Source organism: Rhodococcus sp. 14-2483-1-1 (assembly GCF_002259335.1).
GTDB lineage: Bacteria > Actinomycetota > Actinomycetes > Mycobacteriales > Mycobacteriaceae > Rhodococcoides.
Window position 1 is genome coordinate 25,053 of record NZ_NPFX01000024.1, and the last position, 18,456, is coordinate 43,508.

Annotated in this window: 16 protein-coding genes and 1 pseudogene; 13 read left to right on the forward strand and 4 right to left on the reverse strand. The window is 61.2% G+C overall.

The genetic code is table 11. From position 1 onward, the window contains the following. Positions 1 to 67 precede the first annotated feature (67 nt). The 5 genes from CH294_RS28030 to CH294_RS25520 all read left to right on the forward strand — a co-directional run bounded on the left by CH294_RS28030 (position 68) and on the right by CH294_RS25520 (position 7,918). Positions 68 to 3,730, forward strand: coding sequence for a LysM peptidoglycan-binding domain-containing protein (locus tag CH294_RS28030; RefSeq protein WP_015586082.1), 3,663 nt, complete (start codon positions 68 to 70; stop codon positions 3,728 to 3,730). Positions 3,731 to 3,845: 115 nt separating this feature from the next. Then, entirely contained in the window at positions 3,846 to 4,469 is a 624-nt protein-coding gene (locus tag CH294_RS25505; RefSeq protein WP_015586083.1) for a hypothetical protein, read from the forward strand. A 1,060-nt stretch (positions 4,470 to 5,529) separates the two neighbouring features. Next, on the forward strand, positions 5,530 to 7,044 hold the full coding sequence (locus CH294_RS25510; RefSeq protein WP_015586085.1) for a hypothetical protein: 1,515 nt from the start codon (positions 5,530 to 5,532) through the stop codon (positions 7,042 to 7,044). Between the two features lie 46 nt (positions 7,045 to 7,090). Continuing rightward, positions 7,091 to 7,720, forward strand: coding sequence for a hypothetical protein (locus CH294_RS25515; protein WP_139278539.1), 630 nt, complete (start codon positions 7,091 to 7,093; stop codon positions 7,718 to 7,720). Between the two features lie 9 nt (positions 7,721 to 7,729). Beyond that, positions 7,730 to 7,918, forward strand: coding sequence for a hypothetical protein (locus CH294_RS25520; RefSeq protein ID WP_015586087.1), 189 nt, complete (start codon positions 7,730 to 7,732; stop codon positions 7,916 to 7,918). A 636-nt stretch (positions 7,919 to 8,554) separates the two neighbouring features. On the opposite strand, the gene bcmE is transcribed toward CH294_RS25520, so the two are convergent. Beyond that, the gene (bcmE, locus tag CH294_RS25525; protein ID WP_032364993.1) at positions 8,555 to 9,823 is read right to left on the reverse strand and encodes a thiamine pyridinylase; all 1,269 of its coding nucleotides are present in this window, start codon (positions 9,821 to 9,823) and stop codon (positions 8,555 to 8,557) included. 241 nt (positions 9,824 to 10,064) lie between these two features. Next, positions 10,065 to 10,786, reverse strand: a pseudogene (locus tag CH294_RS25530) (transposase); the annotation flags it as partial. Between the two features lie 95 nt (positions 10,787 to 10,881). Here CH294_RS25530 and CH294_RS25535 point away from each other — a divergent pair. Next, positions 10,882 to 12,510: a hypothetical protein gene (locus CH294_RS25535; RefSeq protein WP_052049375.1), complete on the forward strand. Its 1,629-nt coding sequence runs from the start codon at positions 10,882 to 10,884 to the stop codon at positions 12,508 to 12,510. Between the two features lie 34 nt (positions 12,511 to 12,544). Here the strand turns inward: CH294_RS25535 and CH294_RS25540 are convergent, their stop codons facing one another. Continuing rightward, positions 12,545 to 12,844: a hypothetical protein gene (locus CH294_RS25540; RefSeq protein ID WP_015586093.1), complete on the reverse strand. Its 300-nt coding sequence runs from the start codon at positions 12,842 to 12,844 to the stop codon at positions 12,545 to 12,547. Positions 12,845 to 12,908: 64 nt separating this feature from the next. Here CH294_RS25540 and CH294_RS25545 point away from each other — a divergent pair, with 64 nt between their 5' ends. The 3 genes from CH294_RS25545 to CH294_RS25555 all read left to right on the forward strand — a co-directional run bounded on the left by CH294_RS25545 (position 12,909) and on the right by CH294_RS25555 (position 14,191). After that, the gene (locus CH294_RS25545; RefSeq protein ID WP_015586094.1) at positions 12,909 to 13,451 is read left to right on the forward strand and encodes a hypothetical protein; all 543 of its coding nucleotides are present in this window, start codon (positions 12,909 to 12,911) and stop codon (positions 13,449 to 13,451) included. 177 nt (positions 13,452 to 13,628) lie between these two features. Next, the gene (locus CH294_RS25550; protein ID WP_230591632.1) at positions 13,629 to 13,916 is read left to right on the forward strand and encodes a type II toxin-antitoxin system Phd/YefM family antitoxin; all 288 of its coding nucleotides are present in this window, start codon (positions 13,629 to 13,631) and stop codon (positions 13,914 to 13,916) included. A gap of 29 nt (positions 13,917 to 13,945) precedes the next feature. Further along, on the forward strand, positions 13,946 to 14,191 hold the full coding sequence (locus tag CH294_RS25555) for a type II toxin-antitoxin system RelE/ParE family toxin (RefSeq protein WP_094615520.1): 246 nt from the start codon (positions 13,946 to 13,948) through the stop codon (positions 14,189 to 14,191). A gap of 21 nt (positions 14,192 to 14,212) precedes the next feature. Here the strand turns inward: CH294_RS25555 and CH294_RS25560 are convergent, their stop codons facing one another. Beyond that, complete coding sequence (locus CH294_RS25560) at positions 14,213 to 14,977, reverse strand: hypothetical protein (protein WP_141216543.1); 765 nt, start codon at positions 14,975 to 14,977, stop codon at positions 14,213 to 14,215. Positions 14,978 to 15,146: 169 nt separating this feature from the next. Between CH294_RS25560 and CH294_RS25565 the strand changes: the two genes are divergently transcribed. The 4 genes from CH294_RS25565 (at position 15,147) to CH294_RS25580 (ending at position 18,426) form a co-directional block, all read left to right on the forward strand. Next, positions 15,147 to 15,650 carry a hypothetical protein gene (locus tag CH294_RS25565; RefSeq protein ID WP_015586098.1) on the forward strand — a complete coding sequence of 168 codons (504 nt, stop codon included), beginning with the start codon at positions 15,147 to 15,149 and terminating at the stop codon, positions 15,648 to 15,650. After that, complete coding sequence (locus CH294_RS25570; RefSeq protein ID WP_015586099.1) at positions 15,647 to 16,276, forward strand: RES family NAD+ phosphorylase; 630 nt, start codon at positions 15,647 to 15,649, stop codon at positions 16,274 to 16,276. Before CH294_RS25565 ends, CH294_RS25570 begins: the two co-directional genes overlap by 4 nt. A gap of 63 nt (positions 16,277 to 16,339) precedes the next feature. Continuing rightward, positions 16,340 to 17,410, forward strand: a complete 1,071-nt coding sequence (locus CH294_RS25575) for an ATPase AAA (protein ID WP_015586100.1) — start codon at positions 16,340 to 16,342, stop codon at positions 17,408 to 17,410. Then, positions 17,407 to 18,426 carry an ATP-binding protein gene (locus tag CH294_RS25580; RefSeq protein WP_032364995.1) on the forward strand — a complete coding sequence of 340 codons (1,020 nt, stop codon included), beginning with the start codon at positions 17,407 to 17,409 and terminating at the stop codon, positions 18,424 to 18,426. The genes CH294_RS25575 and CH294_RS25580 overlap by 4 nt, the downstream gene beginning before the upstream one ends. Positions 18,427 to 18,456: the final 30 nt, after the last annotated feature.

Sequence of the window (18,456 nt, forward strand, 5' to 3'; positions counted from 1 at the left end):
TTCGACAGCTCGCGGCGCAACGCTGCACGACCCCGGCCACCCTGCAGCCATCGGAAAGGACACCCGCATGACCACCATCCGACGGCGCTTGACTGGTTTGCTCTACCTGATCGTCCTACTCGTCCTCGTCGTCGGAATTCCGCTCGCACTGTGGACATTCCGCGGCAACCCAATACCGACGACGCTGCCCGATCTCGACCAGATCAAAACAGCTCTGACCACCCAAGACGACGGATCACTCTTCCTCGGATTCGTGACCTGGATCGGCTGGCTCGCCTGGGCCACCTTCACCTTCAGCACCGTCATCGAACTCGTCGCAGCACTACGCGGCATCAAAGCACCTCAACTCCGAGGCCTCGGCTTCCAGCAGCGAAGCGCCTCCGTTCTCATAGGCGGAGCGCTCATGCTGGTAACAGCGGGCACCGCCACAGCCCAACCCCTCACCGCCACAGCACTACCGCTCTTCGACGCCCCTGCCCACTCGGCACCGATCCAAGTAACGCAACAAAGCCAACCGCATCCAGCAGAAGCCCCCGCCCGCCCCATCAACGGGGAAACCATCACGGTGCAGCAGGGCGACAGCCTATGGAAACTCGCAGAACGCCACCTTGGCGATGGCTTTCGATACACCGAGATCAAGCAACTCAACGCCGACGTCCTGACCGTCGACGGATGGCTGCAACCAGGATGGAAACTTCAGCTCCCCGCCGCCGCACCCACAACCGTCGACGGGGCCTACACAGTTCGAGAAGGCGACAGTCTCTGGAGCATCGCCGAGCAACATCTGGGTGACGGACACCGCTACAAAGAAATCATCAACGCCGACGGAACTGCACCGTCGACAATCATCCACGTCGGCCAGCAGCTCACCGTCAACGATCAAACCGCCGAGACCGTCACGCCCGAACCGGGTCCGGTTGCTTCCCCCGACCCGGCCCCGGTTGCTGCCGCTCCTGTACCTGCTGCTGTGCCCGAACCGACCGTCGCTCCTGAACCGGCCCCGGTCGCTGCCGCTCCCGAACCGGCTCCGGCTGCCGCTCCTGAACCGGCCCCCGCAGCAGCGCCTGAACTGTCCTCCGCTGCACCTCTCCTGGGTGGCACCGACGTTCCGGAACAAGCGGAGATGGTTCCGGGCGGTGACGAACAGGCTCAGGCAGAAGCGCAGGCCGCTGCCGCCGCCGCTGCGAAGATTTTCGGCATCGAACTCAACAGCGCTTCGTCACAGCTACCTGCTCCGACAGCGGCGGCTCCTGAGCCAGCGCCTGCTCCAGCAGCCCCTGAGCAGGCAGAGGCCCCCGCCCCGTCGGCGGTTCCTGAGCCAGCGCCTGCTCCGGTGGCCGCCCCTGAGCCAGCAGAGGCTCCCGCCCCGGTGGCAGCTTCCGAACCTGCTGCTGAGTCCGCGGGCGCAGATGTTGTGGCACCCGGGCCGGCACCCGCTCAAATGCCTGCTCCAGCGCAGACGTCGTCACCCAGTCCTGCTGCAGCTCCCGCCCCGACTCAGCCAGCCACCCAGATCCCACTGAATACATCGACGACAGACCCGGTATATATCGCCGCCACTGCGCAGCCAAGCGATGTCTCCGAGGATCAGAACAGCACATTGTGGCTCGGTATCTCAGCCCTAGCGGCCATCGGACTGGCTGGGGCCTTCGGGCTGCGCCGGCACCGTCAACAGCACGATCGCCGCAGAGGCGAGACCCTCCCTCAAACCTGGGGCGCTGCAGCAGTTGTGGAAGAACAGATTCATTCTGCAGCGGACAACAACGTCCTCACGCGGCTCGACGAAGCACTGAGGACTATCGCCGAACACGCTCGGACACAGGGCAACGCACTGCCGGCATTACTCGGCGCATTCATCGGTCCCGATGCGGTGGAGCTAGTAATCCTTGATGACTCCGTACTGCCGGACCAGTGGCTCAGATCAGAGACCGGCACCTGGACCCTCCCCGCCGACGTCCGGATCGCCCCAGCACCCACCACAATCAGCCCGTACCCCACGCTCGTGACACTCGGTTCCACAGACGACCGAACCCAAGTTCTTCTCAACCTGGAAGAACTCGGCTACCTCGGCGTCTCAGCTTCACCAGAGCACGCCCGCGGCACTCTCCAGGCCCTGGCCCTCGAACTCGTCGAATCCCCGCTCGCCGACAATCTGCACCTGACGCTGATCGGTTTCGGACAGGAGCTCCCCGAACTGTTCGGCAACGGTCGAATCGAGCACACCGACCAACCAGGCGAAGTGCTGGCCAGACTCGCCCGACAAGCCGAACGTGACCAAGACACCCTCGTCGAACAACACATCGACAGCATTGCAGCGGCCCGTTCGATCTACGACACAAGCGAAATGACCGCCCCCGAAGTAGTTCTCATCGCGAGTCAGTTGACGGCCGACCAACAGCAATCACTCGATCAGATCCTGGCCGCCACACCGCGCGTGGCGTTCGCTGCCGCCAGCACCGCCAGCACCGCCAGCGAGAACACCCAGGCCGCGTGGACACTCGACATCGTCGACCGCAACACCGCAAGCCTTGTCAAACGAGACACCGACGGCGGCTTCGCATTCCAGCCAGCATTTCTCGAGCCGGACCAATATGAAGGCATTACCGCCTACCTCGCGACCGCCACACAGCCAGCTATCCCCACAGAGTCGTCCATGCACGACCCCTGGGCTGCAGCCGAAATCGACGCACACCTCACCGACGCCGAAAGCGCTGAGACCTTCCTCGACTCCGTCACCACGATCGACCCCACCGACCAGCTGCTGCTGAACGGAACTACCGCATCGGAGACCGCCCCCGACGTCACAAACGTTCCGACCTACAGCCCGGACGCCGCGCAGTGGACATCCCCAGAAGCGATCAGGTACGACGACCAGGCCCCACCCATCGCTCCTGTCGCTGGTGACGTACCGGCCCCGGGACATCTCTGGCTCCATCTTCTCGGGAAACCAGCAGTCACCACCCCGACCGGGGAGCCACCCAAGGACGGCCGTGAAGTACTCCTAACCGAGATCGCCGCTCTTCTCTCCATCCACCCGGGAATCAAACACGACTCCATCGACAAAAAGATCTGGCCTGCAGACAATTTCGACAAACTCCCTCTGGAGGATCAGCCGAAAAAGAAGGCGACACGACGCCAGAACTACCTCTCGAGACTGCGAAATTGGTTGGGAGAGACAGAGAACGGTGAGCAGGCATTTCCGAAGCACGGCGACCGCACCGGCCGCACCGGCTACCGACTGCACCCCGATGTCCGATCGGACTGGGACTACTGGCAACAACTGATCGACACCACTCCGGCCGCCGCCACCGATGCGGAATTGCGGACGGCTGCAGAACTGGTAAACGATCAACCATTCGCCGGGACACGGTCAGACCGTTACGGGTGGGCACGAAACCTACAGCAGCACATGATCTCGACCCTCGCGGATGCCCTCGAAGAGCTCGCCACCAGACAAATAAAGACCGGAGATCTTTCCGCCGCGCTCACCACCGCAAACCGCGGCGTCACCGTCGAACCGTTCCGAGAAGGTCTCTGGAGACTGGCGATCATCGCTACCCACGGGAGCGACGAGATCAGCAAGACCCAGGAGCTGATCGACCAACTGCTCGCGAACCTCGCCGACATCGATGTCGACCCAGAACCCGAAACCGACGAACTCTTGCGCGCCCTCGCGCAATTCCACAATGGCGGCAACGCCCTCTACCGGATCGGAGCAATAGCCAGTTGATAGCAGTCGCGTCAATCGAGGTGTCTGAAGTGTCCGGTAAGCACGTTACGGTCCAAACAGCCGCACCATTATCGTTATCGCAGTACAACGCACAGAACAACGTAGGGGGTCCACGATGATCAGCACACGACGTCGCACAGGCGCGGCAATCCTCGCAGTAGCAGCCGCTGCAAGCATCAGCGTCGCATGCGGGAGCGGTGACATTGAGGCGACCCCCGTAACGACCACCACGCAGCCGGTCCTCACGGGACCAGAGGGCGTCGAAAAGTCCCCGGAACAACAGGCGACCGAGCAGGCAACAGCAAAGGTGAATGAGTTCTTCGCCGTTCTCGCGAAGGTCGAGAGCGATCCTGCTGTAGACATCAACATGCTGGACTCTGTTGCGAGTGGAAAGATCCTCGATCAGTTGAAGGCAAACGTGAACCTGCGCCGATCTCAAGGAATTGTCTCCACGGGTGCTGCGACTGTCGCAGATGCATTCGTGACGGAACTGCAGGCACCAAAGGATGCTGACGGGAACCCAATTAAGGAAGAAGCGTCGGCAACATTGCGAGTCTGCATCGACAGCTCGAACTATGACCAGATCCGTCCGGACGGCACGAGTGTGCTCCCTCCTGACCGAGTCCGGCGGGAGCTGGGCAAGCCGACTCTGGAGAACGTGGCGTGGCCAGATTCATCAGGCTGGCGCATTGTTTCCGATGCAGTGACTTCTTCGGGTACCCCATGCGACGCACCATGATCGACGGTTTGGCAAGTAGGCAACTGGAATCCATAAGGGCGGTGGGTCATGCGTAAGCCGCTTGGGGTTATCGCATCAGTGCTTCTAGTTGGAGTGTTCAACGCGAACCCAGTATTTGCGCAGCCGGGGATCGGCACCGGAACTGGCGGTGCCTTCGGCGGAGGCTTGGGTGGTTCGACAGTTGTGGTCGAAGGTACGTACACGAGTGTGCCGTCAGGGGGTGGAACGACTGGATCCGCGCCAGCTGCTGTGGGCGGGGGAGGTGGTGGGAGCGCCGCGCCGTCCGGACCGCCGCTCGAGTTCGTTCCGTCGACTGACGCCGCCAATATGACGCTTGTTCGAAATGCTGATAGTGGTGCCCCGATGGCAGTGAACGTCGTTAATGATGACGGCACAACATGGTCCTGCGAAGCGGCCGGTCCGTGTGTTCAAATTCCGGACGTTGGGGTGCCGGCTACGCCTCCGGTGGTCGACGTTATGACCGTTGTCGGCCAAGCGGTTACGGCAATGCAGTTGGATCCGCCCGGAATAGGCATCACCCCGAACCCCGCAAACACAGGTGCTGTCGGCCTGGTTGGTCTACCCGGCTGGTTCTGGGTCGCTGACCCACGGGAATCGACAGTCGGCCCCGTGACCAGAACTGCAGCAGGACCGGGTGTCATAGTTTCTGCTACAGGGGTCAATACGTCCGTGGTCGTCAATTGGGGGGACGGATCCGTGCCGTCGGTGTGCCCAGGTGCGTTACTGCCCTTCACGCCGTATACCGATGTTGCACAAGGGCTTCCAAGTCCGACGTGCGGCAATATCGTTTATCACAAGACGTCCACTACCGAGCCCGGTGGGACATTCAAGGTCTCCGCGACATCGAATTGGCTCGTCACGTGGACAGCGACGACACCCAACGGGACGGTCGGTGGAGTCATACCCACGCCGCTGACTTCGCGTACTGAAGTTCGGATTGGTGAACTGCAGGTCCTGGTCACAAATTAGAGCCGTGCGCCCCCGCTCCTCGGGTGCGAAATTGAGTCACTCCAGGCTTACCGGTTTGTAGGCTGGTGGAATGCCTGAACGGTTGACTGTCAACGTCACGATGCCACCGGAATTGGCTGGGGGGCAAGTGCAGGCCTACCTGGAAGAGTTGGGGTTCGAGGTCGCCCACACGTCCGCGCCCGATGTGTGGGCGTTAACCGAGCCGGCTGCCAGCATGGACTGTGTCGATTTTATGACCGTTCGCACCCTGTCGGGTTCGGAAGCGGACGTCGATGACGAGCTCGTCGACCTCCCGCAAGACCCTTACGTCTCCAGGCTGGACCATGGGCGAGTCGTTGAGGAGCGCCTTCGCGCGATCAGACAGATGAGCGCGGGTGCGGTGGGATCGTTCCTGTACGGACTCCAGCTACCTGTCATCACCGCCAGCGATCGAGCCTTGTCCGCGGCAGTACAGGACGCGAGTAGGGAGTTGGCCGGAACTTCGGACGACGATGACGAGCATCCGTTCGACCGGCATGCTGTCCACGTTGTTCGCTATGGCAACGCCACGCACCGTCGGATCAGGTTTCCTGGTTTCGTGTTACGTCTGAATCAGGACCCCGAACTTCTCGACGACATACGACGCGGGCCGATCGACGTCGATGAGACCATTTTCGCGTCGGGATCGTCGATCCTGAGCAGTGTCTTGATTCCCGCGAGCCATCTCGGTCCGTTGTTGGCCGCACGGTCTCCATGGGTATGGGCGTTTCAAGCGAACAGGGTGTCGGGTGCGGTGATTTTCACTCTCGGCACAGATATTGTCGGGAGGTCTCCTGTTCCGTACGAAGCGCATCAGGTACTTCCCCGATCACCAGTGGGTCGCCTTCCCCAGCGGCAGGAGCCGCCGGCACCGGAGGCGTGGGGTGCGGCCGTCGCTTGGTGGGTTGCTCAGATGAACTCTGTTCTCGGGCATCTCCTGAACCCATGCCTGTTCGCAGATGCTGACGGTGACTACCTCCCCTATGCGCAGCAGAACCGGTTGATGGAATTTGCGGATCTTCTGCAACGAGTTACCTCGACGCTGCTATCGCTGCACGACGACTACGCAGCCGGAGTTCTGATGTGGTCAGCAATGGACCTGATCGAGGCGACCTGGCTTTCATGGGATCTCACGGCACTGTGCAAGCCCTCGGTTGCGGCGAAAGCGCTGCAGCAAGTTCGAGAACGTATGCCTGCTGATGTTCAGTCCGTCCTGCTTCCGTACGCGGCTTTTGGTGTGGAAGCGTTGACCGAAGTGGGGGACGGGTTCTTCATCAAGAATTACCGTAGGTCGGAGAAGGTAATTCTGAAGCTGCCCGGTGGAGCGGACAAATCCCTGTCACTCGATGACGCAGTGAGTCAGTTCATGCGTTTGCGCAGGAACACTACACACGGGTTCGACAAACCTGATCCCGTCCGTGACCGACTTTTCGCGCAACACAACGGCCGGCTGCCGGCGACACTGATGTACCTGCCGCTGCTGTACTTGATGTACATCATGTCCGATCCTGATGACCTGAGACGTCGTCTGCTCCGTCGATCCGCTCGAAGACGCAGGACGCAGTGAGAGGTGTTCACACACGTTGCCGGTGGTGTGCTGAGACAATATTGCGGTGAGTGTCATGGTGCGCCGGCTGATGGGTGCGGTGTGGCCGACGAGGTTCGGCGCAGCCGAAATTGATGTCGAAAAGGGGGCGCTAGCAGTGGAATCGAACGACCGGGGTGGGCGCGAAAATGCTTCACCGGACTCCGCTGCTGGCGAAGAGATGGCGTCCGAGCTCAACCCGGTGAGTGTCGAGCTGAATCCGGCGGCAATCGAGATGGTGCACGCGAGCATCGAACGGACGCTGGATTCTCAGGAACGCCGAGTGACGAGCATCGATCAGCGCGGGGGTGTGCTGCTGGGATTCGCGGGCATTCTGGTGGGGATCGTGTTGCGCAATCCCGCGGGGATCGGTGTGTGGGAGGTTGCGGGTGCTGCCCTGGCCGGTGCGGCGGCAATCATGGCGGCATTCGTGATTGCACCCAATACCGCGTCGGGGCTCAATCCGGAAGTGGTGTTGGAGGAGTATTCGACAGTCGATGAGACGACGGGCCGGTTCGAGATCGCGTCGACACTGGTGTCGATTTATCAGGTGACAGAGATGCGGCTTCGGAGCAAGCTGATGCGGTTGCGGATCACGACGGGTCTGTTGGCTGGATCTGTGCTGGTGTTGCTCGTGACGGCTATCATTCGGATGTAGGAGGACATCATGGCTACGGTGAACGAGCAGCAGAAACCTGATCGACCGGTGGGCTCGGCGAGCCCGGCGACGGCGTCGCGGCGTCGCAAGGTGGCCTTGCGTCCCAATCCTCGGCTGGTGGGCAACTACGAGGGCAGTTCCCGCACGATCGACGAAGTGCGACGCCAGATAGAGAAGCAGCAGGGGGCGTCGGCGTGACGGCCTCGAAAGATCAGAATCCGCCGGCGGGGTCGTCGGCTCCACGTGCCAGCGCGCGCCCTGTGGTGGTGGTCCCGACATCGGCTGCGGGTGATCGCACCATTGTTCGGGCAGCACCCAACGAGAGAGCTATCCGCAGCATCACTGCGGGGGCTGCACCTCAAAATGTGCGGTCCGCTGTCCGCCGCGAGCACTAATTTCGCGCGCACGCCTTTGCGCTGTGTCGTAGATGATCCAAAATTGGGCTAGCAGACGGTGCCAAACGTGTTCGTCCAGGTCGCCGATCTGCAGCGTCGACTGTGTCTGCTCCCGATCACGCTTGGCCGTTACCTGGGCAGCTGTGGTGATCGATGCAGCAGCGGGGGAGGGCTTACGATGCGGCCACCGACCCGCGTCGAGTGCTCGATGTAGTAGTCGAGCATCGGGTGAAACTCGGCAGGGTAATCCCTTAGCCAAAAGCTTGCACGGTGTTCGACGAATTTCGACGCAAACCCCGCGACACTCAGACAGCGGTGGTGTGGGCAACCGGACCGCATGTATGGATCTCATAGCGATACTCCATTGCCGCGTGTCCGAACGGCGAGGACCAAACGTGGCACAACCAGCCATTGCTTACGACTTTGCGACGGACTCCTGTCACGGGCGGCGAAGTAGCCCTGCAGGTGTGGAAGCGTACGCGGGGTCGTTGAACACGGCGCTGTCTTCGCCGACATGCTCCGCAACGCCAGCGGGGGGTGGCCCGAGGATTTCAGTTTTGATGCAGCCTTTGGTCGAGTCGAGCCAGGTACGGGAATCGGCCCCAAGTCGAAATGGATGGGCCATGTCGTTGGAAATGATGTTGCGCATGATGTTGTACACCGCCGAATTGGGTTGCCGGGCCAGGAGCTGATTCATCAGCGATTGCCGGGTGGGCACCAGGTATTGCGGTTTCTTTCCTGTTGGGGACATGCACTCGAGCATCACGTTGGTCGATGCAATCAACTTCACGAGCTGGATAGCCGTTGCTCGCTTTTCCTGGGCGATGGCCACATTGACGGAAAGTGCGTCGGTATAAAGCGGTATCCCCACTTTTTCGATAGGTTCGGAGCTCAGCGGCATGACTGAATAGGTCGAGGCGTCGACGTTGTCGATGAAGTGGAAGATTTCGGTCAAGCCTACGAAGGCTCGACCGATCCGCTGGTTCCATTTCGTGATTCGGTCGTAGCCCGAGTCGGGATATGTCGCCTGGGCGTACCCGGCGATGTTTCGCAGCACCTGCATGTCGGCGAGGCCTTGCTGATCGAGTCCTGGACAGGGGGGAAGGGCGGGAGTGAGCGGAAACTGGCCCGACTCCTCCATGACGGCCTGCTCGTACATGCACGCGACGGTCGTTCCCCCAGTAAAATCCAACAGCATGCCTTGACCCTGCGCGGGCCAGACTGCTTTCGGATCCCCGTCGCCGAGGATTTTGTGTAATTCTTCGACAGTCATCCCCGGCGCACCCAGTGCTGCGTCAGTGAGACGGCGAATCAAAATTTGCATGCACCCTAAATACGGTATTCCTTGATACTCCGAGGATTCCGTTTTCAGCGATGCGAGAGACCACGGGTAAAAGTCTGCGGTGCCGTCGATATCGAACTCGACACAGAACTGACGCATGTGATCAGCGAAGATGCAGTCGTAGGCAAAAACGTCCACAGTGGACGGCGGATCGCCTTTGTAACAGTCGTAGGTGTAGACGAAATTGAGAGCGACATCCGGTTGGACGCTGTGCCACGCGGCTCTGATGGTGGACTCGAACCATTTCGGTTCGGGCGTGTACGGGTACAAGGCGACGTTCAACGTGGATGCGTCGCTGGCTGGAGGTGGCTGGTTGGTGGGGCCGGAATCCTTGTTCAAACTGCGTCCGAACTCGGTACTGGTCACTGCACACTTCCCGTCATCACACTGTCTGCAGGGGAACGGCGATTGCCTCATACAGTCGCATGATTTTCCGAAAGTGGCAAGGATCACATTTACTTACCCTCGATCCACGGACTGAGGTGACCCACTGTGGTCGATGACCGAATTGTGGGGTCGGGACTGGTTGGGCGTGTTTCGTCCGCTGGTCTACCCAGCATTTCCACGATTGTCGTTGCTCGGGCCGAGTCGGCGGGTCGGGTGAGGATCAGGCGGGTGTGGGTGGGCTGATGCCAATGATGTTGCGCCATAATTGAAGCCACGCATCGAGCCACGGCCAGTGTCGCGGCAGGTGCAGTGTGGGTGTGCGTTGTGGCCGCACGAAACGCGCGGCAATGTTGACGATTTGCGCCGTAGCGTTATTCCGCGAGCTTTCGCGTGACGCCCGCCGGAGACGGTTCCGGCGGCGCGCAGCAGGTTGTGGGCGATCGCTGCGCACTGCACCCAGGCAGAGCTCGCGCCAAACGATCCTGACGGCATGTGCGCGAGCGGTCCGTCGATCAGATCCGAGAACACAGTCTCGATGACCGCGTGTGCACGGTGGACGACATCTGCGGTCGTCGTCGGCAGGGTGCTGTTGGTAAAAAACGGGTGATACCGCCACACCGGAAACAATGCATCGCGGTAGCGGGCGTCTTTGACCCGCCGCACGATCAACCGTGCAGAAACAGGATACGCGGTGGAAGAGAAAGCGGTGAACGATGTTTCGGCGACCTCGGCGTCGGAGATCCAGCCGTCGGTGTCGGGGTCGCGGACCGCTCCCGGGTAGCGCACGGGCGTCCACGCGGTGTCAGGGATGGAGGCGATCGCTCGTTGGACGATTCGGTTCTTGATCAGTACGAACGAGAACTTGATGCAGGCGCGTACGACGCGGCTGTTGCCGTAGGCGGAGTCGCCGCGGACCATGATTTTCCCGCTGGCGAGACTGGATGTCGCAGCTCAGCCCTAGTCATCCGGGCGAGCACGGGTGGCCCATTCTAAGTCGACTCTCAGCCCGGTCGCCTGCCCTCCGTACGATCAAGGGGGTGCTGACCGATCCACTGCCGAATTCCGGCTCACTTGAGCGCTATGAGGCTTTGCCCACGATTCTCCAGCTGAGGAGCTACCTCTCGGAGATCCAGGCGGAGCCGACCGAGTGGATCTCGGTTCTACGGAATCGAGGGAGCGGAATCAAGTACAGCTCGCTTCAACCTCTTCTGGTGGCGACATCGGACCAGCGCAAATTCCTCGCCACTACCGATTGGTCCATCAACGACCTCGGCGAGCCCAGTTACAGCTCTGATCGCCTCCCGGCCTTCCGCGACGGCTTGACCTCCAACCCTGATGGCTACGACCTTCATCTGTTCGTCAACGTGTCCTGGGTGCCATCGGCAACCACAGAACCCGTTATCGAATTCACGCCGTCGTTCGTATGGTGGTTGGGCCTGATCACGCGATCGAACGAGACAATGTATCGAACTAATCACGCGGGCCGCGATGAGGAGGTCGTCGAGATCGTCAGACCGAATCCTGGTGAATACGAGGTTCGAGTCAATGCACGGCACCTCCGAAAGTATCTCGCGGCCCGGAGCATGAGCCTGGTGATCCAGCACGCCCATTCTCGGGCTGACGACAGCGTGCATGAAGCTCGGATCGACCTTGAGATTCGCACCAAAGACGCAGCGTTCGCCTACACGGCGTGGGACGCGTATCGGGGGCCTGGTTTCGTAGCGCAGTTGGTTGGGAAACAGGCAGTTTTGCCGTTCGCGTCCGCTGGCGAGCACCCCGACGATCTGCAAAGGCCTGAGCGGTTTCAATCGTTCATCGTTGACATCGACCCCTCGACCGGCGACGAGGTTCGTTTGAGTTGCGAGCGCGATGAAGCGAACTACCTCACCCCAGTCTTCTTCGACACGGATGTTCTGACCCGATACCGCGACAACCCAGACCGCTACACGGTGCTGCGGACCGATGTCTCGTGCCACGGTCGGTGGGCCATCGATGTCGACATCAACGGTGCCAACCTCGTCCAGGTGTGGCTGGGACACCTCATCCGGCTACCCGAGACCGAGCGAGAGCACTGGCTCACACACAACGTCCCGCCGAACGGTGGAATAACCATCACACGTAGCGTGCGGGACCTAGCGGGCCAGTGGGTAGAGGACGAACGCCCTGACCCTGCTCGGCTGAGACGAGCTAAGGCAGAACTCATCGAGGCGTTCACTGGCTACTTCGGTGAGTCGTTGTACAAGCAACTCGGCCCGGCTGACCTCCGTGCGTTCGATGCCTTGGCATTGTGTACCAATCCAACCGAAGGCCAAAGCGACAACGGTGTCATGGTTCTGTCGAAAGGGATCGTGGATGCACTCGATGTCAAGACTCTTCGAGAGTCCTCGGGCGCGGACACGAATAGTCCTTCGCTTGCCTGCCTACAGCTACTCGTCGAGAACTTGGGTGCCGACCCGAATGGTCTCGTCGGACCCCTACGCCAGCTTCAGGGAATCCGATCGGCAGGCTCGGCCCACATGAAGGGCACGAAATTTACGACTGCGCTGTCGGCCGCAGGACTGAATTCTCTTCAGCCGGACAAACAATTCGAGACAATCGTAGATCGGGTTACGATGGCTCTGCAGGGCTTGTCCGAGCTGTTCCGAAGGACGCCCCCGCAAGTGTGATGGTGCCGGTCATTTTGTTCCAGTCTCGCTCTGATCATGGGTTCGCATTGATCTCACCCCACGCGTCTAACGCGTGTTGGTAGGTCGCCACAGCACCCGATTCAGTCGGAGCATCGCAGAGCGCGATCGCAGCCCTGGCAAGCGACGCGAGCGCAAGATCTCCCAGATCCAAGATCGCGTCGTCGCCATGACTGAGCAGAGTAAGCATCGTGGTAGCCATCATCTTCGGATGTTCCAGGACTTCAGCGGGCTGAGGCTGGCCCAACTCGATCAAGGCCAGCGCTTCGAGAAACATCGGTACAGCGAACGCCACCCTCGGATTGATTGCGCTCATAGCGTGAAGGTTAGCAATCGGCCGAATACCGGATGTTCTGGAGAATCTCTGAGACGGTGGAGGTATGACATCGAAACGTACCTCCGCCGGCGACAAACGCGCCCGCAAGGTCCAGCAACGTCGAAAGCGACTTGCACAGCAAGGGGTCTCACGTGAGCAGCACGCTGCGCTGGTGCTCGAGCGCAGCGGTGATCCCTCGTTCGTGCAACGGCGCACCAACGCCGACGGTGGGCGCACTCTGTCGTGGAGCAAGGACATGGTGGGTGGTGCGGAGCTCAACGACTCTCTCGAAGAGCAGCGACAGGCGTTTCGGGACAAGTTCGGCCGAGATCTCGGGCCGAACGATCCATTGTTCTTCGACCCAGCTGCTGACACGCCGCAGGAGATCAGTGAGGAGAACTTGTTGGCGGACGTGGACTCCCTGATCGACAAGGCCCGCGAAGCAGGGGAGAACCCCGCCTACTTCCAAGCATGGCGCGACACCGGGTTCTTGCTCACCGAACACAACATGCATCTGTTCTCCGCGTCGGATATCGACGAATGGAACGCGGCGCTCGAACGGCATTGGGACGAAGCGGCATTCGGGCCGTTCGACGATGCATCTTAGGACCTACGGCATGTTCGGGCGGCTGCAGCGAGTCCGAGAGCGGTGGTGAAATTCCCACGCCGCTGACCGCGCGCACTGAAGTCGGATGGGCGAACTTCGGGTTTTGGTCACCAGTTAGTGCTGTGTCGCGTCGAACGGCAATTGCACCCTCGCACTATTTGCGCTCTAATTATGTACATGACTACTTTGCCGGTCGCGGATGCGCGTGCGCGTCTGTCCAAGATTGTGGACGATGCAGAACAAACCCACGCCCGGTATGAGATCACCCGTAATGGGCACCGGGCTGCTGTGTTGCTCGCTGCCGACGATTTCGATGCGCTGCAGGAGACCATTGCAGTGCTATCGGATCAGGAACTGCTGACATCTCATCTTCGGGGCGTGGCGGAGCTGCCTGAGGGTGACAGTCTCGATGCGAAGGAGTTGGCCGAGGTCATGCGGGTCGCTGGCCGGTCTACCCGCGCGTGAGTGAGCCTGAAGCGCCGTATCGGCTTGTGATTGCTCGATCAGCGTCTCGCGCTATCAGTCACACTCTTCCCGAGAAGGTCGCCGCTGCGGTGTACGAGTTCATCACCGGAGCATTGCTGGAGAATCCGCAGCGGGTCGGGAAGCCCCTGGCCCCGCCGCTTTCGCCCGCCTACAGCGCCCGCAGAGGCACCTACCGGGTTCTCTATCTGATCGACGCCGGGCAGCGCATCGTGCAGGTCACCGCGATCTCACACCGGTCAGATGCCTACCGCTGAGAAGATTGCGTAGCTACCGGATTATGTTGCGGAGATCAAGCCTCGTAGGCGTAAGGCTTCCACCAATGGTGGGTGGGTCGCGGTCTCCATCCAACCAGATTTTCGGTCCGCCTTGCTGCCGAGTGAGTCGGATACTGCGCTTCGCAGAATTCGGAGGGCATCTTCGATCGCCTCGCGATCGGCGTGATCGCGATCGAACCAACTCATGTCCGCGCCGATGACTCGTTCGTACTGCACCAGGGCACCATCCTTGTTCACTCCCGCTGTCTCCATCAGATCTAGTGAACCGATCGAGAAGACCAGAGCCCGAGTGATCGTTGTCGGCATTCCGCGCCGGTTTGCTTGGTAGACGGTCGGATCGACAATCCGGCCCATTGCCGGAATCCACAACACTAGGTGTCCTGTCCACCATGTGTCCGACTCCCATTTCGGTGTGCGGCTTCCCAGCTCCACCCACTGCTCGTCCGACCACGCCACCTGCCCGTACACGACCAACGGCTCAGCCTCGATCCCGTAGTCACGCAATGCCGGAATCAGGCAACGCACCGCAGCAATGCAGGTGCCGGAAAAACCGCCCTCGGTGTAGGCCTGCCAAATCTGGCAATGCCGGTCGATGATCTGCACTTCTGCCGGTGCAGTCACGCCAGGATTCGCAGGGGGACGGATCCCCGCTACCGGTGGTGTGACGTACCCGGCCCGCTGCGCCCATTCTGGCAATGCAGCGGCTCCCGGACCGCTACGCGATCGCCCTGACCCCTTGCCTGCACCCTTGCGTTTCTTGCTCACCGGTGACATTTAGACGCTCCCAACCCACCTCGACTCTCTGCCCCGTCGCAGGAGTTTCGCGTCCCGACCGTACCGGCCAGGTACGACACTTCCCGCACGCTAACGATCACATCCCTGTATTCAGGTTGACATGGTTGACATGACGCGAACAGCCGGGGATGATCAGGGTATGTCCACTGTCGAGAAGGATTTCGAGGTCATGGCGCACCGGCTGGTCGAGGCCAGTGGCGCGCCGGACGAGCGTGATCTGGCGTATGCAATAGCGGGCCTCGGCGGCATCGTCAACGGCCTCAAGGCGCGTCGCGCGTGGAGTGAGCACGTAGGGGAAATCTTGACCCCCAGTCAGGCCCTCGACGTTGCGGGTTGGACGCGTGCTGCCTTGAGCAAGGCTGTGAAAGAGAACCGCGTTCTTCGGTTGACCGGCAGCAACGGCAAATACGGCTACGCCGCCGCAGGCTTCACCGATGCCCAACCGGCGAAGCCGATTCTCGGCATCCAAGAGGTGCTGCGTGTGTGGGCGGGGCAGGACCCGCGTGGATGGTTGGCGGTCGCGTGGCTGACTACCGAACAGCCAGAGCTCGACGGCCGTACACCTCGGCAAGCACTTCTCGACGGGGACGTTCCTACGGCTGCTCGCGCTGCCCGGGCTGCGGTCAGTCGGCTTGCGGCGTGAGCGCTGAACGCGCCGTCGTTCATCTGTTCGAGCCCAAGCCCGTCGGTGAATTGGCGGAGCGATTTCCGTCGTGCGTCTACCCGGCTGGGGCCGAGCTGTTTCGATCGCATCAGGCCAGTCTGGGACCGTGGTGGTACTCATCGAATGGCGGCGGCAGGTTCGACCTCGAAGCCCCTGATGGGACTTGCTACCTGGCCGAAGACGAAGTGGTCACTCTCCTGGAGATTTTCGGTGGCCAACAGGTCGTGCCGAGATACGAGGTCGATGCGCGTGCAGCGTCGACGATCACGTTGGATGCTGATATCAGGCTCGCTGATCTGACTGCGAACACCGGTGTCGCGCTCGGAGTCACGGCAGAAATCTTTACTACCGCCGACTATCCGCTGACGCAGCGGTGGGCGGCCGCGTTACGGGAGGCCGGGTTCGAGGGTCTGCGGTACTGGGCCCGCCACGACCTCGAACATGCCCGGCGGTGCATTGCACTGTTCGGGCAAGCGGGGGTGGCAGGCGAGGAGCATCGTCATACCGTCCAGGCCACGGTCACCCTGTCTGAGCGAGCGGACCTGCTGGAGCGGTGGCGTGAAGAAACTGGTGTCGCGATCTTGGACGTACCAGATCTGTTGTAGCGATCGTGGTCAACCGCCCGCAAGGTATTGCTAACGAAACTTACAGTAAGTACTGTAAGTCTCATGAAGATCAGCGCACGTCCTCTGCTCGACAATTCCGTCGACGCCGAACTGTTCGTCGGCCGGCGAGACGAACTCGCCGCGATATGGGACGGATTGAACGCTGAGCTCAACGTTCTGGTGACGGGGGACCGCGGCACAGGCCGAACGTCGCTGCTTAGACAGCTGCAGCTCGACAGCCGAGAGCCGTTCACCGGTGCCCGCCGCGAAGGCGACTTCCCGATGAGCTTCGTTCGGGTCGAGGGGATCTCGGACGGCCGTGACGTGCTCGCCCGCGTCGTAGAACAGGTCACCGGCGAACCGGCAGTCGACAGTGACGGGCCCGACGTCTTGCTGCGGCGATTGAGTGACTTTCGCCTGCAGTTCATCGACGCCACGCTTCGGAGGTGGGCAGCAGAAAGCGACGACGGCACTGCTCCGCTTGGGACGCGGCTGTATCCGGTGATCATCGTCGACGACGTCACCGCATCGGCCGGGCACGCACTGTTCGGGCGGTACCGCGATGAGGTGTGGGCGACGGGATACCTGTGGGCGGTGTCGGTGCGTGAAAGTGACCGTCAAGGTCTCCTGACTCCGCCTGCAGATGCATTCTTCGAGAAGATCGTCGACGTACCCCCGCTCTCGAGAACGGAAAGCATCAAGTTGATCACTCGCCGCGCGGGAATCGACATGGAACCGCAAGCCAGCACCCTCGCTGATGCGGTAGGGCGAAACCCCCGAGATCTGGTAAGTGCTCTGCGGGGATTCCTGCAGGACCCCGGGTCGTACGAGGACAACTACCTGGCCCTCGCCGATAGAGACAATGCGCTCTGGGCTTTGGGTCGCCCAGCGTCGATGCTGGCGGCCGAAATGAAGGTGCGGGGCCCGGTCAGCGCATCGGATGAAGACTTGCTGGCCGCGTTGGGGTGGACGCGTCCTCGTGCTGTACAAGTCTTCAAGCAACTTTACGAGAAGGGGCTGGTCCGGAGCAGCGAAGTCTCGTCAGGTCCCGGGCGGCCGCGGCGGGTGTACGAGTTGACTCCGCCGGCGGAATGGCTGCGGACCGAACACGCTGATCCGGAGGACCAGAAATGAGTGACGCCCTACTGCGTCAATTGCGGGACTCGAAGGCCTTCGACCCGTCGCCGGATCCGGATCGTATGTGGCAGGTCCATGTGCCGTTCGACGTCCTCACTGGCCCCGTGAGTGGTGACTACGAGCAGCGCTTCATGGACGCTGTTCGGCGGCGTGAGCGTGTGGCTCTGATCGGTGCCAGTGGCTCGGGTAAGTCCTCGATCACCGAGTACGTGATGGACGCTCTTCACTCCGAAAACGTTGCAGCACTGAGGATCAGGATGGGATTTCAGACCGACTCCCTCGTCTCCGATCCGGCTGAATTCCCGCGTCTGTTGGTCAACACCATCGCCAAACAGCTCGACGAGAACCGGGCAGTCCAGAAGATTGCTCGGGAAATGCGTGGAGGTTCCCCACATCGACCGGTCAAATTCTCGGTTGGTCTCCCATGGTTGGCCGGCAATCTCGCGATCGAGCTCGGCAGCGTGGTGAACGAACCATCGCAAGGTGAGGATGTCGTGGATCAGGCCATCAGGGTCCTGGAACTGATTTCGCGCAGTGGCTTGATTCCGACGCTCGTGCTCGATGACACGGACCAGTGGATACGTCGTCCAGGTATCGGCGTCGATCCGGAGCCGCGGATCGCAATGTTCTTCGGCTTGACTCTGAGGATGATCGCCGAGCGACTTCCGGCAGCATGTGTCGTCGCCGTCCATAACGACTACATCGACAGCCCCCACTACAAACAGGCTCGCGAATACCTGAACACGCGAATCACCCTGCCCGCCTTAGCTAATTCAGCCGCGCTGGGGTCGATCATCGGTAGGCGGGCCCGCCAGGCCGCGGGAAATCCGAATCTCGGCGCGGTCGACGTCATCGACGCTGACGCCCTCCAGCATCTCTTCGACCACTACGGGGCCGGTCGCAGTGTCCGCCGGGAGCTGGTCGTATTGCAGGATGCGTTGGTACGAGCGTGTTCTGCAGTAAGTGAGACCATCGCCGCAGCTCACGTCGTCGCTGCGATCGCTGCAGGCTAGGACACGACTACCGGCGTAGGTAGTTCGCAA

What these genes read in the sequence shown, in the direction of transcription:
- CH294_RS28030 (WP_015586082.1), top strand. Translation starts at nt 68, where the DNA reads ATGACCACCATCCGACGGCGCTTGACTGGTTTGCTCTACCTGATCGTC.
- CH294_RS25505 (WP_015586083.1), top strand. Translation starts at nt 3,846, where the DNA reads ATGATCAGCACACGACGTCGCACAGGCGCGGCAATCCTCGCAGTAGCA.
- CH294_RS25510 (WP_015586085.1), top strand. Translation starts at nt 5,530, where the DNA reads ATGCCTGAACGGTTGACTGTCAACGTCACGATGCCACCGGAATTGGCT.
- CH294_RS25520 (WP_015586087.1), top strand. Translation starts at nt 7,730, where the DNA reads ATGGCTACGGTGAACGAGCAGCAGAAACCTGATCGACCGGTGGGCTCG.
- CH294_RS25540 (WP_015586093.1), bottom strand. Translation starts at nt 12,844, where the DNA reads ATGAGCGCAATCAATCCGAGGGTGGCGTTCGCTGTACCGATGTTTCTC.
- CH294_RS25545 (WP_015586094.1), top strand. Translation starts at nt 12,909, where the DNA reads ATGACATCGAAACGTACCTCCGCCGGCGACAAACGCGCCCGCAAGGTC.
- CH294_RS25550 (WP_230591632.1), top strand. Translation starts at nt 13,629, where the DNA reads ATGACTACTTTGCCGGTCGCGGATGCGCGTGCGCGTCTGTCCAAGATT.
- CH294_RS25565 (WP_015586098.1), top strand. Translation starts at nt 15,147, where the DNA reads ATGTCCACTGTCGAGAAGGATTTCGAGGTCATGGCGCACCGGCTGGTC.
- CH294_RS25575 (WP_015586100.1), top strand. Translation starts at nt 16,340, where the DNA reads ATGAAGATCAGCGCACGTCCTCTGCTCGACAATTCCGTCGACGCCGAA.
- CH294_RS25580 (WP_032364995.1), top strand. Translation starts at nt 17,407, where the DNA reads ATGAGTGACGCCCTACTGCGTCAATTGCGGGACTCGAAGGCCTTCGAC.